The sequence below is a fragment of the Acidocella sp. MX-AZ03 genome (genome assembly GCF_027626035.1).
Taxonomy (GTDB): domain Bacteria; phylum Pseudomonadota; class Alphaproteobacteria; order Acetobacterales; family Acetobacteraceae; genus Acidocella; species Acidocella facilis.
In genome coordinates, this window is record NZ_CP110774.1 from 1,928,329 (window position 1) to 1,949,854 (window position 21,526).

Annotated in this window: 17 protein-coding genes, 1 tRNA gene, 4 pseudogenes and 1 riboswitch; of the genes and pseudogenes, 19 read left to right on the top strand and 3 right to left on the bottom strand. The window is 67.2% G+C overall.

The features are described from left to right. Positions 1-18: 18 nt before the first annotated feature. Positions 19-360 (bottom strand): copper chaperone PCu(A)C, encoded by a 342-nt coding sequence (locus tag GT370_RS10725; protein WP_270183056.1) that lies wholly within the window; start codon positions 358-360, stop codon positions 19-21. A gap of 115 nt (positions 361-475) precedes the next feature. Then, entirely contained in the window at positions 476-1,135 is a 660-nt protein-coding gene (locus GT370_RS10730) for a glutathione S-transferase (protein ID WP_008494640.1), read from the bottom strand. A gap of 95 nt (positions 1,136-1,230) precedes the next feature. Between GT370_RS10730 and folP the strand changes: the two genes are divergently transcribed. The 17 genes and pseudogenes from folP (at position 1,231) to GT370_RS10820 (ending at position 15,173) form a co-directional block, all read left to right on the top strand. Further along, a complete protein-coding gene (gene folP, locus GT370_RS10735) occupies positions 1,231-1,977 on the top strand; it encodes a dihydropteroate synthase (RefSeq protein ID WP_270183057.1) in 747 nt (248 codons plus the stop codon). A gap of 84 nt (positions 1,978-2,061) precedes the next feature. Continuing rightward, positions 2,062-3,431, top strand: a pseudogene (gene glmM, locus GT370_RS10740) (phosphoglucosamine mutase). Continuing rightward, a pseudogene (gene thiD / locus GT370_RS10745) lies at positions 3,428-4,221 on the top strand (bifunctional hydroxymethylpyrimidine kinase/phosphomethylpyrimidine kinase). Before glmM ends, thiD begins: the two co-directional pseudogenes overlap by 4 nt. A gap of 60 nt (positions 4,222-4,281) precedes the next feature. Continuing rightward, positions 4,282-4,464 (top strand): hypothetical protein, encoded by a 183-nt coding sequence (locus GT370_RS10750; RefSeq protein WP_270183058.1) that lies wholly within the window; start codon positions 4,282-4,284, stop codon positions 4,462-4,464. Then, positions 4,461-5,816, top strand: coding sequence for a methyl-accepting chemotaxis protein (locus GT370_RS10755; protein ID WP_270183059.1), 1,356 nt, complete (start codon positions 4,461-4,463; stop codon positions 5,814-5,816). Before GT370_RS10750 ends, GT370_RS10755 begins: the two co-directional genes overlap by 4 nt. A gap of 81 nt (positions 5,817-5,897) precedes the next feature. Beyond that, positions 5,898-5,972 (top strand) — tRNA-Arg (locus GT370_RS10760). 211 nt (positions 5,973-6,183) lie between these two features. After that, complete coding sequence (locus tag GT370_RS10765; protein ID WP_270183060.1) at positions 6,184-6,456, top strand: nitroreductase family protein; 273 nt, start codon at positions 6,184-6,186, stop codon at positions 6,454-6,456. Between the two features lie 2 nt (positions 6,457-6,458). Next, positions 6,459-6,821, top strand: a complete 363-nt coding sequence (locus tag GT370_RS10770; protein WP_270183061.1) for a nitroreductase family protein — start codon at positions 6,459-6,461, stop codon at positions 6,819-6,821. A gap of 89 nt (positions 6,822-6,910) precedes the next feature. Beyond that, a complete protein-coding gene (locus tag GT370_RS10775; RefSeq protein ID WP_035180396.1) occupies positions 6,911-7,234 on the top strand; it encodes a putative quinol monooxygenase in 324 nt (107 codons plus the stop codon). Positions 7,235-7,247: 13 nt separating this feature from the next. Continuing rightward, the gene (locus GT370_RS10780) at positions 7,248-8,195 is read left to right on the top strand and encodes a LysR family transcriptional regulator (protein WP_008494633.1); all 948 of its coding nucleotides are present in this window, start codon (positions 7,248-7,250) and stop codon (positions 8,193-8,195) included. Positions 8,196-8,273: 78 nt separating this feature from the next. Then, positions 8,274-9,161 (top strand): annotated as a pseudogene (locus GT370_RS21455) (NAD(P)-dependent oxidoreductase); the annotation flags it as partial. Continuing rightward, positions 9,161-10,699: an aldehyde dehydrogenase family protein gene (locus GT370_RS10795; RefSeq protein ID WP_008494630.1), complete on the top strand. Its 1,539-nt coding sequence runs from the start codon at positions 9,161-9,163 to the stop codon at positions 10,697-10,699. The pseudogene GT370_RS21455 and the gene GT370_RS10795, both read left to right, overlap by 1 nt. Next, positions 10,689-10,952, top strand: a complete 264-nt coding sequence (locus GT370_RS10800; protein ID WP_270183062.1) for a hypothetical protein — start codon at positions 10,689-10,691, stop codon at positions 10,950-10,952. Before GT370_RS10795 ends, GT370_RS10800 begins: the two co-directional genes overlap by 11 nt. Next, the gene (locus GT370_RS10805) at positions 10,910-11,458 is read left to right on the top strand and encodes a serine O-acetyltransferase (protein ID WP_270183063.1); all 549 of its coding nucleotides are present in this window, start codon (positions 10,910-10,912) and stop codon (positions 11,456-11,458) included. Before GT370_RS10800 ends, GT370_RS10805 begins: the two co-directional genes overlap by 43 nt. After that, positions 11,455-12,321, top strand: a complete 867-nt coding sequence (locus GT370_RS10810; RefSeq protein WP_270183064.1) for a VOC family protein — start codon at positions 11,455-11,457, stop codon at positions 12,319-12,321. Before GT370_RS10805 ends, GT370_RS10810 begins: the two co-directional genes overlap by 4 nt. Positions 12,322-12,333: 12 nt before the next feature. Further along, a complete protein-coding gene (locus tag GT370_RS10815) occupies positions 12,334-13,929 on the top strand; it encodes a M20/M25/M40 family metallo-hydrolase (protein ID WP_270183065.1) in 1,596 nt (531 codons plus the stop codon). Continuing rightward, positions 13,836-15,173, top strand: a complete 1,338-nt coding sequence (locus tag GT370_RS10820; RefSeq protein ID WP_008494626.1) for a DUF3100 domain-containing protein — start codon at positions 13,836-13,838, stop codon at positions 15,171-15,173. The genes GT370_RS10815 and GT370_RS10820 overlap by 94 nt, the downstream gene beginning before the upstream one ends. A 76-nt stretch (positions 15,174-15,249) precedes the next feature. On the opposite strand, the pseudogene putA reads toward GT370_RS10820, so the two are convergent. Further along, a pseudogene (putA, locus tag GT370_RS10825) lies at positions 15,250-18,821 on the bottom strand (bifunctional proline dehydrogenase/L-glutamate gamma-semialdehyde dehydrogenase PutA). Positions 18,822-18,920: 99 nt separating this feature from the next. On the opposite strand from putA, the gene GT370_RS10830 reads away from it, so the two are divergent. Together GT370_RS10830 and thiC are read left to right on the top strand one after the other, a co-directional pair. Further along, a complete protein-coding gene (locus tag GT370_RS10830; RefSeq protein WP_008494625.1) occupies positions 18,921-19,385 on the top strand; it encodes an Lrp/AsnC family transcriptional regulator in 465 nt (154 codons plus the stop codon). Between the two features lie 41 nt (positions 19,386-19,426). Beyond that, a riboswitch (TPP riboswitch) is annotated at positions 19,427-19,548 on the top strand. Between the two features lie 40 nt (positions 19,549-19,588). After that, positions 19,589-21,409, top strand: a complete 1,821-nt coding sequence (gene thiC / locus GT370_RS10835) for a phosphomethylpyrimidine synthase ThiC (RefSeq protein ID WP_039885215.1) — start codon at positions 19,589-19,591, stop codon at positions 21,407-21,409. Positions 21,410-21,526 lie beyond the last annotated feature (117 nt).

The following is a 21,526-nucleotide window of genomic DNA, read 5'->3' on the forward strand; positions in this document are numbered from 1 at the left end:
CCCAGACGCATCACAGCCTCATTTTTGCTTCGGCGGCTTCACCTCGTTGAGGAACGCCCCCACCTGCCCCGCCTGCTGAAAGGTCAGCGCGCAGGGCATGATGCTCCCGCGCTGCACCGGATAGCGCAGCCCGCTGAGGGCGAAATAATCCCTGCCCGGCGCCAGCGTGACGCTCTGCCGGGCGGGGATGCGCAGCTCAGTCAGAGGCTTGCCGTCCTTGTCCAGCAGCGCGGTCTTGTCGGCATTGCTGCAATCCCAGCCGGTCAGCACATCGTCGGTCGAGCCGTCATTATGGATCTGCAGAAAGCCTTGCGTGCTGGTCTGCTTATCCTTGGTCATATAGACCGAGCCGTGATCCACCCGGATATTGATCGCCGGGTGGTGGTGGCGGCCAGGGCGCCCTGCCCCGCAAGCAGGGGGGCAGCGAGCAAGGGAACGGCCAGAACCGGCAAGGCCAGCAGAGTTTTACGCAGCATCATGCGAGGCTCTCATATTTCTCGAGTTTCCAGGAGTCCGGTTCTTTTGCCGCGATCTCATACCATTCCGCAACCAAAGGATGTGCGCGCACCGCGACGCAATAGGCCTTGGAAGTGTGCGAGAGCGTCGGCTGGAAGGTGAGGAAGCGCGCCACCACCGGGGCGTACATCGCGTCGGCGGCGGTGAAGTCCGCCCCGAACAGGAACGGCCCGCCGGCGCCGAATTTCGCCCGGGTTTCAGCCCAAATCGCCTCGATGCGGGCGATATCGGCCAGGCTCTCTTCATTTCGGCCGAGCCCGGCATAATCCGGGCGGCCCAGCACCATCGGCATGGCAATGCGCAAGGCGCGGAAGCCCGCATGCATCTCAGCGGCGATGGCGCGGGCCTGCGCCCTGGCCAGGCGCTCCGCCGGCCACAGGCTGGGGGTGATCTCGGCGCAATATTCGGCGATGGCGAGGCTCTCCCACACCGTGGCGCCCTCATGCTCCAGGCAGGGCACCATGCCGCTGGGCGAGATTTTCTTCACCTCCGGGGAGTTGCCGCCGGCCAGCGGCACGAAAATCTCCTGCGCCCGCAGCCCGGCCAGCCGCACCAGCAGAAAGCCGCGCAACGACCAGGAGGAATAGCGCGCCGTGCCCAGATAAAGCTTCGCCGTCATTCAGCACCTCCTTTGAACTTGCTCCCAGCAAAGGCCATATCCCCCGGCGCGTGGCAAGGCTGGCCCCGGCGCGGCCCGGCATGATACGGGCCGGCATGGCAGACGCACCGAAAATCTGGGCCGGGCTGGCGCTGACGCGGCCGCTGGTGATGGGAATCCTCAATGTCACACCGGATTCCTTCTCCGATGGCGGCGCCCATGCCAGCCTCGATGCCGCCATCGCCGCCGGGGCAAGGATGCTGGCGCAGGGGGCTGATATTCTCGATATTGGCGGCGAGAGCACCCGGCCCGGCGCGGCCTTGGTGACGCCGGAGGAGGAAATCAGCCGAATCCTGCCGGTGGTGCGGGCGCTGGCGGCGCAAGGCGCGGTGATTTCGCTGGATACACGCAACGCCGCGACCATGGCGGCCGGGCTGGAGGCCGGGGCGCGGATCGTCAATGACGTCTCCGCCCTGCGCCACGATCCCGATGCGGCAAGGCTGGTGGCGCAAACCGGCTGCCCGGTGGTGCTGATGCATATGCGCGGCACCCCGGCGACGATGAACAGCCTGGCGGTCTATGACGATGTGGTGGGCGCGGTGGAAGCCGAGCTGCTGGCGGCGCGCGACGCCGCTCTGACGGCGGGGATCAAGCTGGAGGCGATCTGCCTGGACCCTGGTTTGGGCTTCGCCAAGATCGGGGCGCAGAACATCGTGGTGCTGAAGGCCACCGCGCGGCTGGCCGCCCTTGGCCACCCACTGCTCATCGCCCTCTCGCGCAAGCGGTTTCTGGGGAAATCTCAGGGGAAACCGAGGCCGGGTTGCGCGACCCGGAGAGCCTCGCCGCCGCGGCCTATGCCGTGAGCCAAGGGGCGCATATATTGCGCGTGCATGACGTGGCCGGGACCGTGAAAGCCTTACGGGTCTGGCGGAGTTTAGAGAGAGACGATGGATAAACAGCCCCAACGCCGCCTGTTCGGAACCGACGGGATTCGCGGCACCGCCAATAAAGCGCCAATGACGGCGGAAATGGCGCTCCGGCTCGGCCAGGCGGCCGGGCTGCTCTTCACCAGGGGCAATCACCGGCACCGTGTCATCATCGGCAAGGATACCCGCCTCTCCGGCTATATGCTGGAGCCGGCGCTGACCGCCGGCTTCATCTCGGCGGGCATGAACGTGACCCTGGCCGGGCCGCTGCCGACACCTGCGATCGCCATGCTCACCCGCTCGCTGCGGCTGGATCTCGGCGTGGTCATCTCCGCCTCGCATAACCCGTTCGAGGATAACGGCATCAAGCTCTTCGGCCCGGACGGGGCCAAGCTCTCGGACGAGACGGAAGCCGAGATCGAGGCGCTGATGGCCGAAGACCTTTCGGAGCGCATGGCGCCGCCCGAGAAGCTGGGCCGCGCGGCGCGGCTGGTGGATGCGGCCGGGCGCTATATCGAGGCGGCGAAATTCTCGCTCCCGCGCGGCCTGCGGCTGGACGGCCTGCGCATCGTGCTCGATTGCGCGCATGGCGCCGCCTACAAGGTCGCGCCGGCGGCGTTGTTTGAACTCGGTGCCGAGGTGATCCCGCTCGGCGTCTCGCCCGACGGCTTCAACATCAACCGCGAGGCTGGCAGCACCGCGCCGAGGGCGCTGTGCGAGGCGGTGCTGGAACATCATGCCGATATCGGCATCGCGCTGGATGGCGATGCGGACCGCGTCATCCTGGCCGATGAGCGGGGCGAGATCATCGATGGCGACCAGATCCTGGGCCTCATCGCGCGCGACATGGCGCAGGCGGGCAATCTGCGCGGCGGCGGCATCGTCGCCACTGTGATGTCCAATCTCGGGCTGGAGCGGTTTCTGGCGGATCTGGGCGTCAGCCTCACCCGCACCAAGGTCGGCGACCGGTATGTGGCCGAAGCGATGCGCACGGAGCAGAAAAATCTGGGCGGCGAGCAATCCGGCCATGTCATCCTCTCGGATTTCGCCACCACCGGCGATGGGCTGGTGGCGGCCTTGCAGGTGCTCTCGGTGCTGGTGCGCTCGGGCCAGCGCGCCTCCGAGGCCTGCCGGGTGTTCGCGCCGCTGCCGCAGCTTCTGCGCAATGTCCGCTATCGCGGCGCCTCGCCGCTGGCCTTGCCGCACATCAAGGCCGCCATCGAGGCTGCGGCGAAGCGCCTGCAGGGCACCGGCCGGGTGCTGATCCGCCCGTCGGGCACCGAGCCCTTGATCCGGGTGATGGCGGAAGGCGAAGACCAGGGGCTGATCGAGGAGATCGTCGAGGGCTGTGCGGCGAGATCGCCGCCGCCACCGCGCAGGCGGCGGAATGATCGCGCGTGTCCTTACAGTTGCCGGCTCGGATTCCGGCGGCGGCGCCGGGATCGAGGCGGATCTGAAAACCATCACCGCGCTCGGCGGCTATGGCTGCACCGCCATCACCGGCCTCACCGCGCAGAACACGCTGGGGGTGAAGGATGTGCATCCGGTGCCGCCGGACTTCGTGGCGCTGGCGATGCGCTGCGTGATCGAGGATATCGGCGTCGATGCGATCAAGCTCGGCATGCTGACCAATGCGGCCATCATCCGCGCCGTCGCCGCGACGCTGCCCGACAGCGTACCGATGGTGCTGGACCCGGTGATGGTCGCCACCTCAGGCGCCGTGCTGTTACCCGATGAGGCGATTGCGGCGCTGATCGAAACGCTGATCCCACGTGCGGCGCTGATCACCCCGAATCTGCCGGAAGCGGCGAAGATCACCGGGCTGCCGGTGGGCACGCAAGCCGAGCGCCTGGCCGCCGGGCAGCGTTTGCTGGAGATGGGGGCAAAGGCAGCGCTGATCAAAGGCGGGCATGGCACGGGGCGGCGCTGACCGATCTGCTGGTGACCAGGGACAGCGTCGTCGAGATCACCCTGCCACGCATCGAGAGCCGCAGCACCCACGGCACCGGCTGCACCATGTCCTCGGCCATCGCCACCTCTCTGGCGCAAGGGCTGGCGCTGGAGGCGTCCGTACGGCGGGCGCGGGACTATCTGCAGGCGGCCATCGCCACCGCGCCGGGGCTGGGGGCCGGGCATGGGCCGGTCAATCATCTCGTTTCGATCGAGGCCGTTCGGCTTTAATCCAATCTTAAAAGCGGCCTGCTGTATTGCCCGTACCTTCCACAAGCACGAGCAAGCCGCATGTCCATGATCAAGGCGTTGAACGACCGGCTGAGTTTCATCAAACTATCCGAGCCTCTGCGCGCCCGGCTGCGCGGCGCGAAACCCATCGTCATGGCCGCCCTGCCGGAGGCGCTGGACGCCTCCTACACGCAAATCCGCAAAACCCCGAGGCCGCGAAATTCTTCGCCTCCGAGGAGATGATGCGCCACGCCAAGGAGAAGCAGCGCGCCCATTGGGACGGCATTACCGATGGCCGGCTGGACGAAGCCTATGGCCGCGCCGTCACCTTCATCGGCGAGGTGCATGCCAGGATCGGGCTGGAGCCGCGCTGGTATATCGGCGGCTATAACATCGTGCTGGAGCATCTGCTCACCGCGCTGCTGGAAGCGCGCTGGCCCAAGGCGCGCTTCGGCGCGGCGCAAAACCAGATGCGCCAGCAGGCGATCGAGGAAGCCGTCGCCGTCACCAAGACGACGCTGCTCGATATGGAAATGGCGATCACCGTGTATCTGGAGGTTTCCGACCGCGCCCGCCTGGCCGCCGAAACCAAGGCGCGGGAAAATGCCGCCGCGGTGGTGCGGACGATGAGCCAGGCGATGGAGGCGATGGCGGCGGGCGATCTCACCCACCGCATCGGCAACACCATGCCAGGGGAGTATGACCGGCTACGCGATGATTTCAACGCCGCGCTGGACAAGCTCGCCTCCACCCTCTCCAGCATCCCGAACTCCTCGCGCACCATCAACGGCAATATCGAGGAACTGTCCCAGGCGGCGGACAACATGGCCCAGCGCACCGAGCAGCAATCCGCCAGCCTGCTGGAATCCACCACCGCGCTGAACGTGCTGACCGAAGGCCTGCGCAAGATGGCCGGCGGCGCCGCGGAAGCCAACAAGATGGTCAGCCACGTGAATGCCGGGGCGGCGAATTCGCGCAATGTCGTCGCCGAGGCGGCCAAGGCGATGGGGCAGATCGAAAACTCCTCGCGCGAGATCGGCCAGATCATCGGGCTGATCGACGATATCGCCTTCCAGACAAATTTGCTGGCGCTGAATGCCGGGGTGGAGGCGGCGCGCGCCGGCGATGCCGGGCGGGGTTTCGCCGTCGTCGCCTCCGAGGTCCGCGCCCTGGCGCAGCGCTCGGCCGAAGCCGCGAAAGCGATCAAGGAGCTGATCTCCACCAGCTCCTCGCAGGTCAATCAAGGTGTCGATCTCGTGCGCAAGACCAGCGATACGCTGGATGGCATCATGAGCGGGGTCGGGCAGATCGACGGGGTGATCTCCGACATCGCCAATACCGCCGCCAACCAGTCCGGTGGCCTGAGCGAGGTGAACGAAGCGCTGGGGCAGATGAGCAATGCCGTGCAGCAAAGCACCGCGATGGTGGAGGAAACCACCGCCGCCGTGCATTCGCTGCGGGTGGAGATCGACGGGCTGAACGCGTCGCTGGCGGCGTTCCGCCTGGGCAGCAACGCCTCCGCCCCGCCCAGCCTCAACCGCCTGCCAACCCCGGCCCGCCGGCGGGTGAACGCCCAGGCGGCAAGCCGGGTTTGAAATCCGTCGAAGTCGGGCTAAAGAGAACCGCCTTGGCCAGGTCCGGCAGCGCCGGAAACCAGCCGAGGCGGTTTTTTCTTATGTCTCCGTAGCTCAGCAGGATAGAGCACAGGATTCCTAATCCTGGGGCCGTGGGTTCGAATCCCGCCGGGACATTCCCCCCTGCCCGACAGCGCTTCGGCCCCGCCCACCTCTTGCCCCGCATAGACCTGGCCGCTGCGTCCATCGGCACTGCGTCCATGGGTGATGAAACGCTACCCTCGCCAAAATTCCGCGCAGGGGGTTGTGGCCGGCCTTGATCGTTCCAAATCTCCGAACCATCGGCCGCAGGGACCAGAGAACGGCCCTGCATGATGAAGGATATTCGATGACGAGCTTGAACGAACGGCTTTCCTGGCGCTATGCGACAAAGGCCTTTGACCCGTCCCGGCAGGTGCCGGCGGAAAAACTGAACGCCATCCTGGAAGCGGTGCGCCTGGCGCCGACCTCCAGCGGGCTGCAGCCCTTCGAGCTGCTGGTGGTCACCAACCCCGAGATCCGCGCCAAAATCCGCGCCGTCGCCTGGGACCAGGCGCAGGTGACGGATTGCTCGCATCTGCTGGTCTTCGCCGCCTGGGACGATATCACCCCGAGCGCGTGAACATGATGTTTGACCTCACCAACGAGGTGCGCGGCTTCAAGAACGAAGGCTGGGAAGCCTACCGGCAGAAACTGCTCGGCATCGTCGCCGAACGCGGCACCGAGGCGAATTACCAGGCCGCCGCGCGCCAGGCCTATATCGGGCTCGGCGCGGCGCTGATTGCCGCCGCCTTCGAGAGGGTGGACGCCACCCCGATGGAAGGCTTCGACCCCGAAGCGGTGGATGAGATTCTCGGGCTGAAGGCGCGGCATCTGCGCAGCGTGCTGCTGCTGCCGCTGGGCTACCGCGCGGCTGAGCGCGACTGGCTGGTGAATTTGCAAAAAGTCCGTCGTCCGGCGGAACAATTCATCAGCTACGTGAAATAACACGCCCCTGGCAGCGGCGCGCCCGCGCCGCTGCCGCAGGCCGGGTTTTTCTGTTTGCGCGGACCGGCCCATGCACCTATGGCTTGCGCATGACCGCAGCCTCCGCTCCCCCCTTGCTCAGCACCTTGATCATCCTGCGGGCGAAGCCCGGGCGGGAGAATGCGATCCGCGAGGCGCTGCTGGATCTGGCGGAGCTGACCGGGCTGCAGGAGCCGGGCACGCTGCAGCTGAGCCTGGTTCAGGACCCGCACGATGCCGGGCTGTTCGCCCTCACCGCCCGCTGCCGCGACGAAGCCGCACTCTCCGCCTATCATAATTCCGACCCGATGAACCGCTTCCTGTTTTTCGCCCGCGATCTGCTGGATGGGCCGATGATTCGCGTCGCCGGGCCCGAGCTGTTCGCCTTGGGCTGAGCCGGGAGCCCCCATGCCGCCCGCGCCCGATGCCGCCCGCCCGCTGAATGACCGCGCTTTGCGCTATTTTCTGGCGGTGGTGCGGCTGGGCTCGATCCGCGCGGCGGCCGAGGCGCTGCATGTCGCGCCCTCGGCGATCAGCCGCCAGATCGCCGAGCTGGAGGCCAGTTGCGGCGCGCTGCTGCTGGAGCGCCTGCCCCGCGGCGTGGTGGCGACCGAGGCCGGGCGGCTGGTCGCCGAACACGCCCAGCGCCAGCAGGATGAAGCCACCGCCCTCACCGACCGTCTGCGCCAGCTGCGCGGGCTGCAGCAAGGCATTGTGCAGATTTGCTGCGGCGCCGGATTTCTGCCCGATCTGATGGAAAACGCCCTGGCCGGGTTCGCCCGCGAATTTCCCGGCATCAGCTACCGCATCGTGCTCGGCACCACGGATGCGATCACCGCCGCCGTCGCGGCTGGCGAGACCGATATCGGCCTCGCCTACAACCCCACCGCCCATGCGGATGTGCGCACGGTGGTGAAGGCGCACCAGCCCATCCGCGCCATTCTGCCGCCGGGGCATGAGATGGCAGGGCACCGCAAGCCCGTCAGTCTGCGCAGCTTCGCCTATGAGGCGACGGCGCTGCTGCCGCCCGATCATGGCATCCGCCAGCTGATCGGCCGGGCCGAGGCGAATGGCGGCTTCCGCCTGATCGCCAGGCTGGAGAGCGCCTCCTTCGAAGCGCACCGGCAATTCGTGACCGCCGGCATGGGGGTGGCGTTTCTGCCGGAATTCGTGGTGTTTCCGGAGTTGCGGGACAAGAGGGTGACAGCGCTGCCGCTCTCCGATCCGCTGCTCGCCGAGGCCATGGCGCATTTGCAGGTGCGCGTCGCGCGGCGGCTGCCGGCGGCGACGGAAACGCTGCTGCATTGGCTAGGGGAGCGGCTGCTCGCGCTGCATCCGGCATCATCGTTGCCGTAAAAGCAACAGATCCTTCGAAATTAAGTTCTTTTCCTGAACGCTCCTGGCCGCGAAGCTCCTGCCGAGACCAAGGGGTGTATCGCATATGGAACTACGCAGGATCGGCGTTATCGGGCTGGGCAATATGGGGTTCGGCATGGCCGCCTCGCTCAAGCGCGCCGGCTTTGAGGTGCTGGGCTTCGATATCAGTCCGGCCCGCCGGGCGATGATCGAAGCCGAGGGCATCATCTTCATCGAGGACCAGCTGGCTTTGCTGCGGCAGGTGGACGCGGCGGTGTTCTCCCTGCCCTACGCCAAGGATGTCGAAGCCGTGGTCACCGCCGAAGGGGGCTTGCTGAGCCGCAAGGATGCCTCGGTGCTGGTGATCGACACCTCCACCTCGGACCCCGGCACAACCCGCCGCCTCGCCGCCGCGCTGGCCGCGGCCGGGCATGGCTTGCTGGATGCGCCGGTCAGCGGCGGCCCCTCGGGGCGGCTTCCGGCAGCCTGACAATGATGATCGGCGGCACCGAGGCTGATGTCGCCCGGGCCGAGAAGGTGCTGGCCGCGATGTCCGCCAAGGCCACCCATGTCGGCCCCAGCGGGGCGGGCAATATCGCCAAGCTGGTGAATAATCTGCTGGTGGCGGCGCATCTGGTGACCACCGGCGAGGCGCTGCGCCTTTCCGCCGCCGCCGGGCTCGCCCCGGAAGCGGCGCTGAAAGTGGTGAACGCCGCCACCGGCCGCTCCGCCATCAGCGAGGTGATGGTGCCGCGCTGGGTGTTACCCGCCAGCTTCGATAGCGGCTTCTCCGCCGGGCTGATGCGCAAGGATGTACGCCTGGCGATCGAGCTGGCCGAGGAAAGCGGCGTGGCGCTGCCGCTCAGCCAGCATGTGAAGCAGCTCTGGCAGGAGGCTGGCTGGCTCGCCGACCAGGATGATTTCACCCGCATGGCGGATTACCGCGACCGCAAGGAGATGGCGTGATGCCCGATACGATGACCATGAGCCACGCCGCCGCGCGTGTTGAGGCGCTGATCGGCCAGCTGCTGGGCGGCAAGATGGGCAGCTATATTGCAGGGGAGATCATCCCCGGCACCGGCGCCGCCCTGACCCTGACCAACCCGGCCGACGGCAAGGCCCTGCTCAGCTTCGCCGATGCCGGGGCTTCCGTGGTGGAACAGGCGATGCAGGCCGCCCGTGGCGCCCAGCGCGCCTGGATGGCACAGACCGCCGCCGCGCGCGGCCGGGCGATGAACGAGATCGCCCGTCTGGTCCGTGCCCATGCCGAGGCGCTGGCCGAGCTGGAAATGCTCTCCGCCGGCAAGCCGATCCGCGATACAAGCGGCGAGGTCGCCAAGGTAGCGGAGATGTTCGAATATTATGCCGGCTGGGCCGATAAGCTGCATGGCGAGGTCATCCCGGTTCCCAGCTCGCATCTGAACTATACCCGCCCGGAGCCGCTGGGCATTGTGGTGCAGATCACGCCCTGGAACGCGCCGATCTTCACCGCCGGCTGGCAGATCGCCCCGGCCATCTGTGCGGGCAATGCCGTGGTGCTGAAACCCTCCGAGCTCACCCCGCTCACCTCTCTGGTGCTGGGCAAATTGTGCGAGATGGCCGAGGGCGTGCCGAACGGCTTGGTCTCCATCCTCGCCGGTGCCGGCCCCACCACAGGTGCCGCCGCCGTGGCGCATGCTGATACGCGGCTGGTCGTGTTTGTCGGCTCCGCCGAGGCGGGCGCGCAGATCGCCGCCGCCGCCGCGCGTAACATTGTCCCGAGCGTGCTGGAGCTGGGCGGCAAATCCGCCAATATTGTCTTCGCGGATGCTGACATTGAACGCGCCTTGATCGGCGCCCAGGCCGCCATCTTCGGCGGTGCCGGGCAGAGCTGCGTGGCGGGCTCGCGCCTGCTGGTGGATCGCCGCATCCACGCCCAGTTCGTCGAGCGTCTGGCCGCGGCAGCGGCGAAAATCCCGTTCGGCCTGCCGAGCGATCCCGCCACCCAGATCGGCCCGATCAATAATCGCCGCCAGTTCGAAAAGATCGGCGCGATGGTGGAGGCTGCCACGCAGAGCGGCGCCTTGCTTGCCACCGGCGGCTTCTGCCCGGCCGCGCTGCAAAATAGCGGCGGCTATTTCTATGCCCCCACCATCCTGGCCGATGTCGCGCGCGATGCGCTGATCGCCCGCGAGGAGGTGTTCGGCCCGGTGCTCGCCGTGCTGACCTTCGAGGACGAGGCAGATGCGGTGGCGCTGGCCAACGACACACCTTACGGCCTGGCCGGGGCGGTGTGGACGCAGGATCCGGGCCGCGCCCATCGCGTGGCCGGGGCGGTGCGCGCCGGCACCTTCTGGATCAATGGCTACAAGACCATCAATGTCGCCTCGCCCTTCGGCGGGTTCGGGCGCTCCGGCTTTGGCCGCTCCTCCGGGCGCGAGGCGCTGAGCGCCTACACCCAGATCAAGAGCGTCTGGGTCGAGACCGCCGCCAACCCCGCCGCGCCCTTCGGCTATGTCGGCTGAGCTCCCCGGCTGGGCCGAGTTGCGGGCGGACGCCAAGGCCGGCCTTGGCGACGCGCCGGATCTCGGCCCCATTCTGGCGCCACTGCTGGCGGCGCGCAGCCCGGCTGAGGGGCTGGCCTGCATGCTCAGCCGGCTCCCCCGGCCAATTGGCTGCCCACCGAGCGGCTGCGCGCCATCGCCCTGGCCGCCTATGCCGCCGATCCGGACGCGGTGGCGGCGAGCTTCGCCGATCTGGAGACCATCCACCGGCTGAATTTCGAGCCGGGCGGGCGGCTGGGCATCTGGCTCGGCGGGCGCGGCTTTCACATCCTCGCCGCTTGGCGTGTTGCCCATGCGCTGTGGATGAACGGCCAGCGCGCTCTGGCTTTGGCCTGGAAGACCGGGGCGGGCGTGCTGGGCGCGGATATCCACCCCTCAGCACGGATCGGCCCCGGGATTTTTCTTGATCACGGCATCGGCGTGGTGATCGGCGAGACGGCGGTGATCGAACCTGAAGTCTGCCTCTGGCATGGTGTCACCCTCGGCAGCACGCTGATGCAGGAGGGCGACCGCCATCCGAAAATCCGCCGTGGCGCCATTCTCGGCGCCGGCGCCACCATCCTGGGCAATATCGAAATCGGCGAAGGCGCGGTCGTTGCCGCCGGCAGCATGGTGCTGGCCTCGGTCGCGCCCTTCACCACCGCCGCCGGCAATCCGGCCCGGCCCCGCAGCGCCTACGCCCACCCTTACGGCTATACGAAACAGGACCATACGCTGTGACCACGCTGCCCGGCATCGACCATCCGCTCATCCTGGTCCGCGACATCGAGGCGGCCCGAGCCTTCTATAATTCGCTCGGCTTCACCCTCACCCCGGTCGGCCAGCATCCCTGGGGCACCAGCACCAGCCTGGCGGTGATGGAACGCTGCGCGCTGGAGCTGATGGGCATCTATGACGAAACCTTGATCGACAATCTCGAAATCGGCGGCTTCGCCTTTGGCCGGCACATGCAAGAGGCGCTGGCCGAGCGCGAGGGCATGGCGCTGGTGGCCCTGCACAGTACGGATAGCCGCGCCGACGCGGCGACGCTGAAAGCGCGCGGGCTGATCAGCCAGGGCCCGGTGGATTTCCGCCGCAAGGTTCGCCCGCCGGGCATGGACTGGGACGAGGCTGTGGTCTCGCTGGATATCTTCCTCGATCCTGCTCTGCCGCGCGCCTCGCATTTCCTGGCGCAGCAACATAAGCCGCATCTGCTCTGGCGCCCGGAATGGATGCAGCACGCCAATGGCGCGCATCACATCGCCGCCGTCACCTATCTGGCGCAGGCGCAGGAGAAAGCGCTCTCGCGCCTCACCGCCATGTTCGGCCCCGCAAATCCCGGCCCCGCCGGCTGGGAGGTGCCGACCGGCCAGGGCGTGTTCCGAGTGCTGCACCCGGCGGATTGGGCCTCGGTCTATGGCGACACGCCGCGCCCGGTGCTGGCGCCGAACGTCCCGGCGGGGCGGCGATCGACATCGCGGTGCAGGATCTGGCGGCGGTGCGCGCGCTGCTGGCGCGGGCCGGGCACGATGTCTGCGAGACCGCCTCCGGCCCCGCCGTGCGCGATGTCGCCGCTTGCGGCAATGTCGTCATCCGCTTCGTGAAAGGCTGAGCCCATGACCTCCCGCATCGAAGCGCTCGAAAACGCTGCCGCCGCCTTCGATGCGGGGGACTTCGAAACCCACCTGGCCGGGCTCGTCGCCATCCCCAGCTCCTCGCAGGACCCCGCGCGCGCGGCCGATCTGGGGCGCTATCTGCAGCAGGGCATCGGCCCCTGGCTGGATGCGCTGGGCTTTCACTGGGAACTCCACCCGAACCCGAAGCCGGGGGTCGGGCCGATCCTGCTGGCCGAGCGGCTGGAGGGCGAGGATCTGCCCATCGTGATCACCTACGGCCATGGCGACACGGTGCGCGGCATGGAGGCGCAATGGAGTGCCGGGCGCACGCCCTGGGAATTGCGCCGCGAGCAGCACCCAGACGGCGCGCGCTGGTATGGGCGCGGCAGTGCCGACAATAAGGGCCAGCACGCCATTAATCTGTTCGCGCTCGAACAGGTGCTGCAGGCGCGCGGCGGGAGGCTTGGGGCGAATGTGAAGCTGGTGCTGGAAACCGGCGAGGAGGTGGGCTCGCCGGGCCTGCGCGACTTCGTCGCCGCCCATGCTGCGCGTTTGGCCGCCGACGTCTTCATCGCCAGCGACGGCCCGCGCGTGACCCCGACCACGCCCACCCTGGCCACTGGCACACGCGGCAATTATCATTTCGACCTGGTGGTGGCGCCGCGCCAAGGGGGCGTGCATTCCGGCCATTGGGGCGGGCTGACCACGGACCCGGTGATCGTGCTCTCACATGCGCTGGCCTGCATCGCTGATCGCAATGGCCGCATACTCGTGGAAGGCTGGCGCCCGGCGCCGCTCTCTCCCGAGATCAAATCCATGCTCGCCGGCTGCCCGGTGGATATGGGCGGCGCGGCGGCGACGCTGGAGCCGGGCTGGGGCGAGCCGGGTCTCTCTCCGGCCGAAAAACTCTATGCCTGGAACAGCTTCATCGTGCTGGCGATGCTGTGCGGCGCGCCGGAGGCCCCGGCCAATGCGCTCGCCCCGCGCGCCCATGCGCATTGCCAGATCCGCTACGTGCCGCAGACCGACCCTGAGACGCTGATGCCGGCCTTGCGCGCGCATCTGGATGCGGCGGGCTTTGCCGAGGTGAAGATCGAAAATCCGCGCATCGGCATGGCGGGCAGCGCCTCGGATGCGAACGACCCTTGGGTGGGCTGGGCCGTCGCCAGCATGGCGCGTTCGCTCGGCCACAAGATACAGCACATTCCAGCGACCTCCGGCGGCATGCCGGGGAATGTGTTCCAGGACCATCTGAACACGACGCTGATCTGGATTCCCCACGGCCATAATGGCTGCCAGCAACACGGGCCTGACGAACATCTGCTGGTGGCGGCGGCGCGGGAGGCCGTGCTCGCCTTCGCCGGGTTGTGGTGGGACCTCGGCACCCCGAGACCGCAGAGGGTGCGCCGCCACGAAGAGGGCGGTGATGCAACAAGGACGATCAACAGGACCACACGGTTCCCATGTTTTTTGCGGTGCCGAGGCGGCACGAGGAGTGAGAGATGGAAAACACCACGATCTATGAGGGCACAGCGCCGCCGGCGCAGGGCAATCTGTTCACCAGCTGGACGGTGCATGGCTGGGCGCTGGCGATGACGGTGATCGCCGAGCTGATCGGGCCGATCAACGTGCCGCTGGGCAGCATGAAAGTCACGTTGCTGCCGCTGGTCTGGGGCATGCTGCTCGGCATTTTCGCCGGCATCATCGCCACCAAGCTGCCGCAGGGCCTGGGCGTGCGCCGGGCCGAGCAGCAGAAGGCCTCCGCCATCATTCAGGTTGCGGTGCTGATCTTCGTCGCCGATCTGGCGCTGCTGGTGGGGGCGGCGCTGCCGAAGCTGATCCAGTCCGGCTGGGCGCTGGTGTTCCAGGAGCTGGGCCATTTCCTCGGCACCATCATCATCGCGCTGCCGCTGGCATTGCTGCTGGGCATCAAGCGCGAGGCGGTGGGGGCCACCTACTCCGTCGGGCGTGAGCCGAACCTCGCCATCATCGGTGAAAAATACGGCATGAGCTCGCCGGAAGGGCGCGGCGTGCTGGCTGAATATGTCACCGGCACGGTGGTCGGCGCGGTGTTCATCTCCGTGCTCGCCAGCCTGATCGCCAGCACCGGGCTGTTCAACCCGCTGGCGCTGGCAATGGGCGCTGGCGTCGGCTCCGGCTCGATGATGGCGGCAGCGACCGGCGGCATCGTCGCGCAGTCCCCGGCCGGCATGGCGCATGACATCGCGGCCTTCGCCGCGGCCTCGAACCTGATCACCACGACGGTTGGCACCTATTTCACATTGTTCATCTCGCTGCCTTTGGCGAATTTCATCTATCGCACGCTGGAGCCGATGATCGGCCGCAAGGCTGTCGGCCAGCCGGATGCGAGCCTCTCGGTGAATGACGCCAAGGAGATCGCGTTCGGCTGGGGCACCATGGTCGGGCTGCTGGCCATCGTCGCCTTCATCGCGCTGGTGGCCGGCAACTGGATCACCTACAAGACCGCGCCGCAGGCGGCGCTGCTCGGCACGGTCATCATCGTCGCGGTGGCGGCTTTGGGCGCGACGCTGGCGCGCTTCCTGCCGGTGAAGATCCCGGCGGTGTTCTGGGCCACCTTGATCGGCATGGCGCTGACCGCGCCGTTCTGGCCGGGGGCGCATGCGATCACGCTGCTGACCGGGAAGATGCATTTCCTGGCGCTGGCGACGGTGGTGCTGACCTATGCCGGCATGTCGCTGGCCAAGGATATCAAGCTGTTCAAGGCGCTGGGCTGGCGGATCGTGCTGGTCTCGCTGGTGGCCAATGCCGGCACCTTCATCTTCGCGAGCCTGATCGCGGAAGTCACTTTGCCGAAATAAGGTCGCAAAAGTTCTGGGGGGGTTGTTAATCCCCTCGCAATAGCGGGGCGCCCCAATCGGAGCGCTCCGTTTTTTGTCAGAGCATCATCAAACTCGCATTCCCCCCGGCCGCTGCCAGATTGATGGACAGCGAAACCTCCTCCACCAGAAACTCTGGCCGATACGGCAACGCCTGATCACCGCGCAGCGCATGCACCGGCAGCACAGCCCCCGGCCGGTTTGCGATCTCCTTTGCCACAGCCTGCACATTTCCCGCCTCGGCCAGCACCGCAGCCACCTCATCCGCGCGCGCGGTGAAATGCTGCGCCAGCGCGGGCGGCAGAGCCGGCAGCGCCATGCCCTCCACACAGCCGCGATTGCCGGTGGCGAGGCAGGCGATGATCTGCGCGTAGAGCCCGTTCAGCGTGGCTGGCCGCAGCAGCAGCGCGCCGCGCGGATGCAGCGCGTAGCGGTTACGCTCCCCCACCGGGCCGGGCAGGTCCAGCATTACGCCGGGGAGTGGGGATGCGGCGTAGAGCCGGGCCAAGGCGGCGGCCTCATCCTCGCCCGCCGCATCCGCCCAGGCGATGAAGTCCAGCAACGGCGCGGGGGCAGGCGCGTGGAAGGGCGGCAAAGCGGGCGCGCGCACCAGGCGACTGAGATAAAGCGGCCCGCCGGCTTTCGGCCCGGTGCCCGAAAGCCCGCGCCCTCCGAAAGGCTGCACGCCCACCACGGCGCCGACCATGTTGCGATTGACGTAGAGATTGCCGGCCTTGATCCGCGACGTCACCGCCGCCTCGGTCGCGGCGAGACGGGTATGCAGCCCGAAGGTGAGGCCGTAGCCGGTGGCGTTGATGGCGCTGATCAGGTCCGGAAGCGCGGCACGGCGATAGCGCAGCACATGCAGCACTGGGCCGAACACTTCGCGCTCAAGCTGGGCGATATGGTCGACCTCGATCAAAGTAGGCGCGACGAAATGCCCCTGCCCTGCCGGTGCGGCAAGCCGGGTGACCGGCGCGCCGGATTTTCGTAGCGCTGCGATATGGGCTTCGATACCGGCCTTCGCCTCAGCCGAGATCACCGGGCCGATATCCACCGCCAGCGCGTCCGGCCGGCCCAGGCGCAGCTCCGCCATCGCGCCTTTCAGCATGGTGAGGATGCGATCCGCTGCTTCCTCTTGCAGGCACAGCACACGCAGCGCCGAGCAGCGCTGGCCGGCGCTGTCAAAGCCAGAGAGCAGCACATCCGCCACCACCTGCTCGGGCAAAGCGGTGGAATCGACGATCATCGCGTTCTGGCCACCGGTTTCGGCGATCAGTGGGATGGTCTGGCCGGTTGCGGTGAGGCGCCCGGCGAGCTGCGCCTGGATCAGCCGCGCCACTTCGGTGGAGCCGGTGAACATCACCGCTTGCGTTTCGGGGGCGGCGACCAGGGCAGCCCCGATGGCGCCGTCGCCGGGCAGGAGCTGCAAGGCCTCGGGGGAATGCCGGCCTCGTGCAGAATCGCCACCGCCTGGGCGGCGATCAACGGGGTTTCCTCGGCCGGCTTGGCCAGCACAACATTGCCTGCCGCCAAAGCTGCCGCGATCTGGCCGGTAAAGATGGCCAGCGGGAAATTCCACGGGCTGATGCAGACCACCGGGCCGAGCGGGGCCTGGCCGTCCTGCAGCGTGGCGCGGGCCCGCACGGCGTAATAGCGCAGAAAATCCACCGCCTCGCGGATTTCGGCGATGGCGTTGGGCATGGTTTTGCCGGCCTCGCGGATGATCAGGCCAAGCAGCGGCGCGGAGCGCGCCTCCAGCAGATCAGCCGCACGCTCCAGCGCGGCGGCGCGGGTGGCGACGGGTTCAGCGTGCCAGCTTGCGGCGGCGGCGACGCGCATGGCGTCGGGGATTTGCGCGGGCGTGGCGTCGCGGACCTCACCGACGATGTCGTTGAGATCGGCCGGGTTCAGCACCAGGCGGGGCGCGCTGCCGCCTTGCGCCGGGGCGGCCTGCCAGCGCGTGGCGACACTTGCCTGCAAAGCGGCGGAGAGGCTGGCGAGGGTGGTTTCGTCGCTGAGATCGATCCCCGCGGAATTCCGACGATCAGGATAGAGCGCGGCGGGGGCTGCGATTTTCTCGTGCGGCGCACCGGGAATGGGCGATGCGGCCAGAATCTCCGCCGGGTCGGCCACCAGGGCCGCAACCGGCACCGCCGGATCGGCGATGCGGTTGACGAAGGAGGAGTTCGCGCCGTTTTCCAGCAGCCGGCGCACCAGATAGGCCAGCAGCGTTTCATGGGTGCCAACAGGCGCATAGATCCGGCACGGGCGGCTCCCCACCATTTGCTCATAAAGCGGCTCGCCCATGCCGTGCAGGCACTGGAACTCGTACTGCCCCTCATGAAAATCCGGCCCGGCGAGATGATGGATGGTCGCCAGAGTCTGCGCATTATGCGTGGCGAATTGCGGGAAGATCGCATCCGGCGCGGCGAGCAAAGCGCGCGCGCAGGCGATATAGGCGACATCGGTATGCAGCTTGCGGGTATAGACCGGGAAATCCGCCAGACCGTCCTGCTGGGCACGCTTGATCTCGGCATCCCAGTAAGCGCCCTTGACCAGCCGCACCATCAGCCGGCGCCTGGCGCGGCGTGCCAGATCGACCAGCCAGGCGATCACGGAGGGGCAGCGCTTGCCATAGGCCTGGATGACGAAGCCCAGCCCCTGCCAGCCCGCCAGCGCCGGGTCCAGCGCCAGCGCCTCCAGCAGGTCGAGCGAAAGCTCCAGCCGGTCGGCTTCCTCGGCATCGATGTTCAGCCCGATATCGTAGCGCTTCGAAAGCAGCGCCAGAGCGCGCAGGCGCGGCAGCAGCTCCGCCATCACCCGCCCGGCCTGGGCGCGGCCATAGCGCGGATGCAGGGCCGAGAGTTTGATCGAGATGCCCGGCCCGGCAATAACGCCCTTGCCCGAAGCCGCCTGGCCGATGGCGTGGATCGCGGCCTCATAATCGGCGAAATAGCGGGTGGCGTCCTGCGCTGTCAGCGCCGCCTCGCCCAGCATGTCATAGCTGTAGCGAAAGCCCTTCGCCGCAAACGGGCGGCCATGGGCGAGCGCCTCCTGGATGGTCTGGCCGCTGACGAAAGCGGCCCCCAGATGGCGCATGGCGCGGTCCATCGCGGCGCGGATCAGCGGTTCGCCGGCGCGCCCCACCAGGCGGGTGAGGGCTGCACCCAGGCTGGCCTCGGGGTGCGGCGCCACCAGCCGGCCGGTGAGCGCCAGCCCCCAGGAGGCCGCGTTGACGAACAGGCTTTTCTCAGCCCCCAGATGCGCGCCCCAATCGCCGCCGGCGAGCTTGTCGCGGATCAGCGCGTCACGGGTGGGGGCGTCGGGGATGCGCAGCAGCGCCTCGGCCAGGCACATCAGCGCAATGCCTTCCTCGCTGGAGAGGGCGTAATCCTGCATCAAGGCCGCCATCGGGCTGGCGGGTTTTTGCGCCCGCAGGCGGGTGACCAGGGCGCTGGCGGTTTGCGCGATGGCGGCGCGGTCCTCCGGCGCCAGCGTGGCGGCGGCGAGCAGTGGCGCCATACAGTCCGGCTCGGCGCGGCGATAGAAGGCGGTGATGGCCTGGCGCAAGGCGGTTTGCGGGCCGATGGGCGGGGCGAAAGCGGCGAAAAGCGGGGCGTGGATCATGTTTCACGGCTTAGCATTCGCAGCCAAGGCGATTTGCCTTATAATGACAGTTAGAAATGCTTTTATGACTTATTTTCTTTATATTTTTAGGCAATATTTATGCAAAATCCCGTTTCTATAGCCAATTTAGATGAGTTCGACCACAAGCTCCTCGCTTTGCTCTCCCGCGACGGGCGGATGAGCGTCACCGCCCTGGCGGAGCAGGTCGGCCTCTCCAAAACCCCCTGTCAGGCGCGGCTGAAAAAGCTGCAAGAAAGCGGCGTGATCACCGGATTCCGCGCGGTGCTGGACAGTGCCCGGCTCGGCCTCACCCATATCGCCTTCACCGAGATCAAGCTCTCCGACACGCGCGAGGCGGCGCTAAGCCAGTTCAACGCGGCGGTGCGGCGCATCCCCGAGGTGGAGGAATGCCATATGATCGCCGGACCCTTCGATTATCTGCTGAAAGTGCGGACCGCCGATATTCAGCGCTACCGCGCGGTGCTGGGCGAAGCGATCTCGGCGCTGCCCTTCGTCGCCTCCAGCTCCACCTACGTGGCGATGGAAACCGTGAAGGAACGCTGAGCCAGGCAGGCTTGACAACCTTGCCGTGCGGGTGCTCCCTTGCCCGCACCGAGGGGGGCTCTGCGAGAGAGCTGAGATGTGGCCAGGGGCTTTTGCCCACCGCCGCGGACCCTTTGAACCTGATCCGATTAACATCGGCGGAGGGACGGGGGATGAATTCGTGAATCCATGCACCCGTGCTCCGCTACAAAGGGAGACGTGCCGTGGATATCGAGACCAAGACCCTCAGCGTAACCACTGGGCCGATTGCAGGATCGCGCAAGATCTATTCCCCAGCACCGGGACATCCTGACATCGCGGTTCCGTTCCGAGAGGTGGCACTGCACGCCAGCGCGCAGGAACCGCCGCTGCAGCTTTATGACACGTCCGGCGCCTACACCGACCCGGCTGAGCCCCTCTCGCTTGAGGATGGATTGCCGAAATTGCGTAATGCTTGGCTGAGCAAACGCGGTTTACGCGCCTATGCAGGCCGGCCGGTGAAGCCTGAGGATAATGGCCATGCCAGCGCGGAGACGCTCGTGGCCCCCTGCCCCGCGGCGCATGACGTGCGGATAGGCGATGAGACGGCGCTGGTGACGCAATATGAATTCGCCCGCGCCGGCATCGTCACCGAGGAGATGATCTATGCCGCGCACCGGGAAAATCTCGGCCGGGCAGCCGCGCATGAGCAGGCGCAGGCGAGGGTGGCGGATGGCGAGAGCTTCGGCGCCGCCTTGCCGGAATTCGTCACACCTGAATTCGTGTGCGCGGAAATCGCCGCCGGGCGGGCCATTCTGCCGGCCAATATCAACCATCCGGAGCTGGAGCCGATGGTCATCGGCCGCAATTTCCTGGTGAAGATCAACGCGAATATCGGCAATTCGGCGGTGACCTCCGATGCGGCGGCGGAGGTGGAGAAGCTGGTCTGGGCGATCCGCTGGGGCGCGGATACGGTGATGGATCTCTCCACCGGCCGGAATATTCACAATATCCGAAGCTGGATTCTACGGAATTCACCCGTGCCGATCGGCACGGTGCCGCTTTATCAGGCGCTGGAAAAAGTAGGCGGCGATGCGGCGAAGCTGGATTGGGTGCTGTATCGCGATACGCTGATCGAACAGGCTGAGCAAGGGGTGGATTATTTCACCATCCATGCCGGGGTGCGGCTGGCGCATGTGCCGCTGACGGCACGGCGCGTCACCGGCATCGTCTCACGTGGCGGTTCGATCATGGCGCAATGGTGCCTGGCACATCACCGGGAAAGTTTCCTTTACGAGCATTTCGACGAAATTTGCGACATCATGCGCCGCTACGACGTGTCGTTCTCGCTGGGTGACGGGCTGCGCCCTGGCTCGAACGCGGATGCGAATGACGCGGCACAGTTTGCCGAGCTGGAGACGCTGGGCGAGCTGACGCGCAGGGCCTGGGCGAAAGGCTGCCAGGTGATGGTGGAAGGCCCCGGCCATGTGCCGATGCATAAGATCAAAGCCAATATGGAGAAGCAGCTTGCCACCTGCGGCGAGGCGCCATTCTATACGCTGGGTCCGCTGACCACGGACATCGCGCCCGGCTATGATCATATCACCTCGGCGATCGGCGCCGCGATGATCGGCTGGTTCGGCACCGCCATGCTCTGCTATGTCACGCCCAAGGAGCATCTCGGCCTGCCGAACCGGGAAGATGTGAAAACTGGGGTGATTACCTACAAGCTGGCGGCCCATGCGGCGGACCTGGCGAAGGGCCATCCGGCGGCGCGGCTGCGTGATGACGCGATTTCGCGGGCGCGTTTCGAATTCCGCTGGGAGGATCAGTTCAATCTCGGTCTGGATCCGGATACAGCACGAGCCTTTCACGATGAGACGCTGCCGAAGGAGGCGCATAAGAGTGCGCATTTCTGCTCAATGTGCGGGCCGAAATTCTGCTCCATGAAGATCAGCCAGGATATCCGCGCCGAGGCGCAACGCCAGGAGGGGATGGAAGCAATGCGCGCCGCCTTCACCGAGGCTGGCGGCGCGCTTTATGTGACAGCCAAAGACAAAGGATGACGAATGCCGGGCGGGAGCAGATAGCAACGCCTCCGCCCCCTTCCTGCCCTGCCAGTGACGAGCCCCCGCAGCGCCGCGAATCACCATAACGGCGCCGTCGACAAGAAATACAGGGCA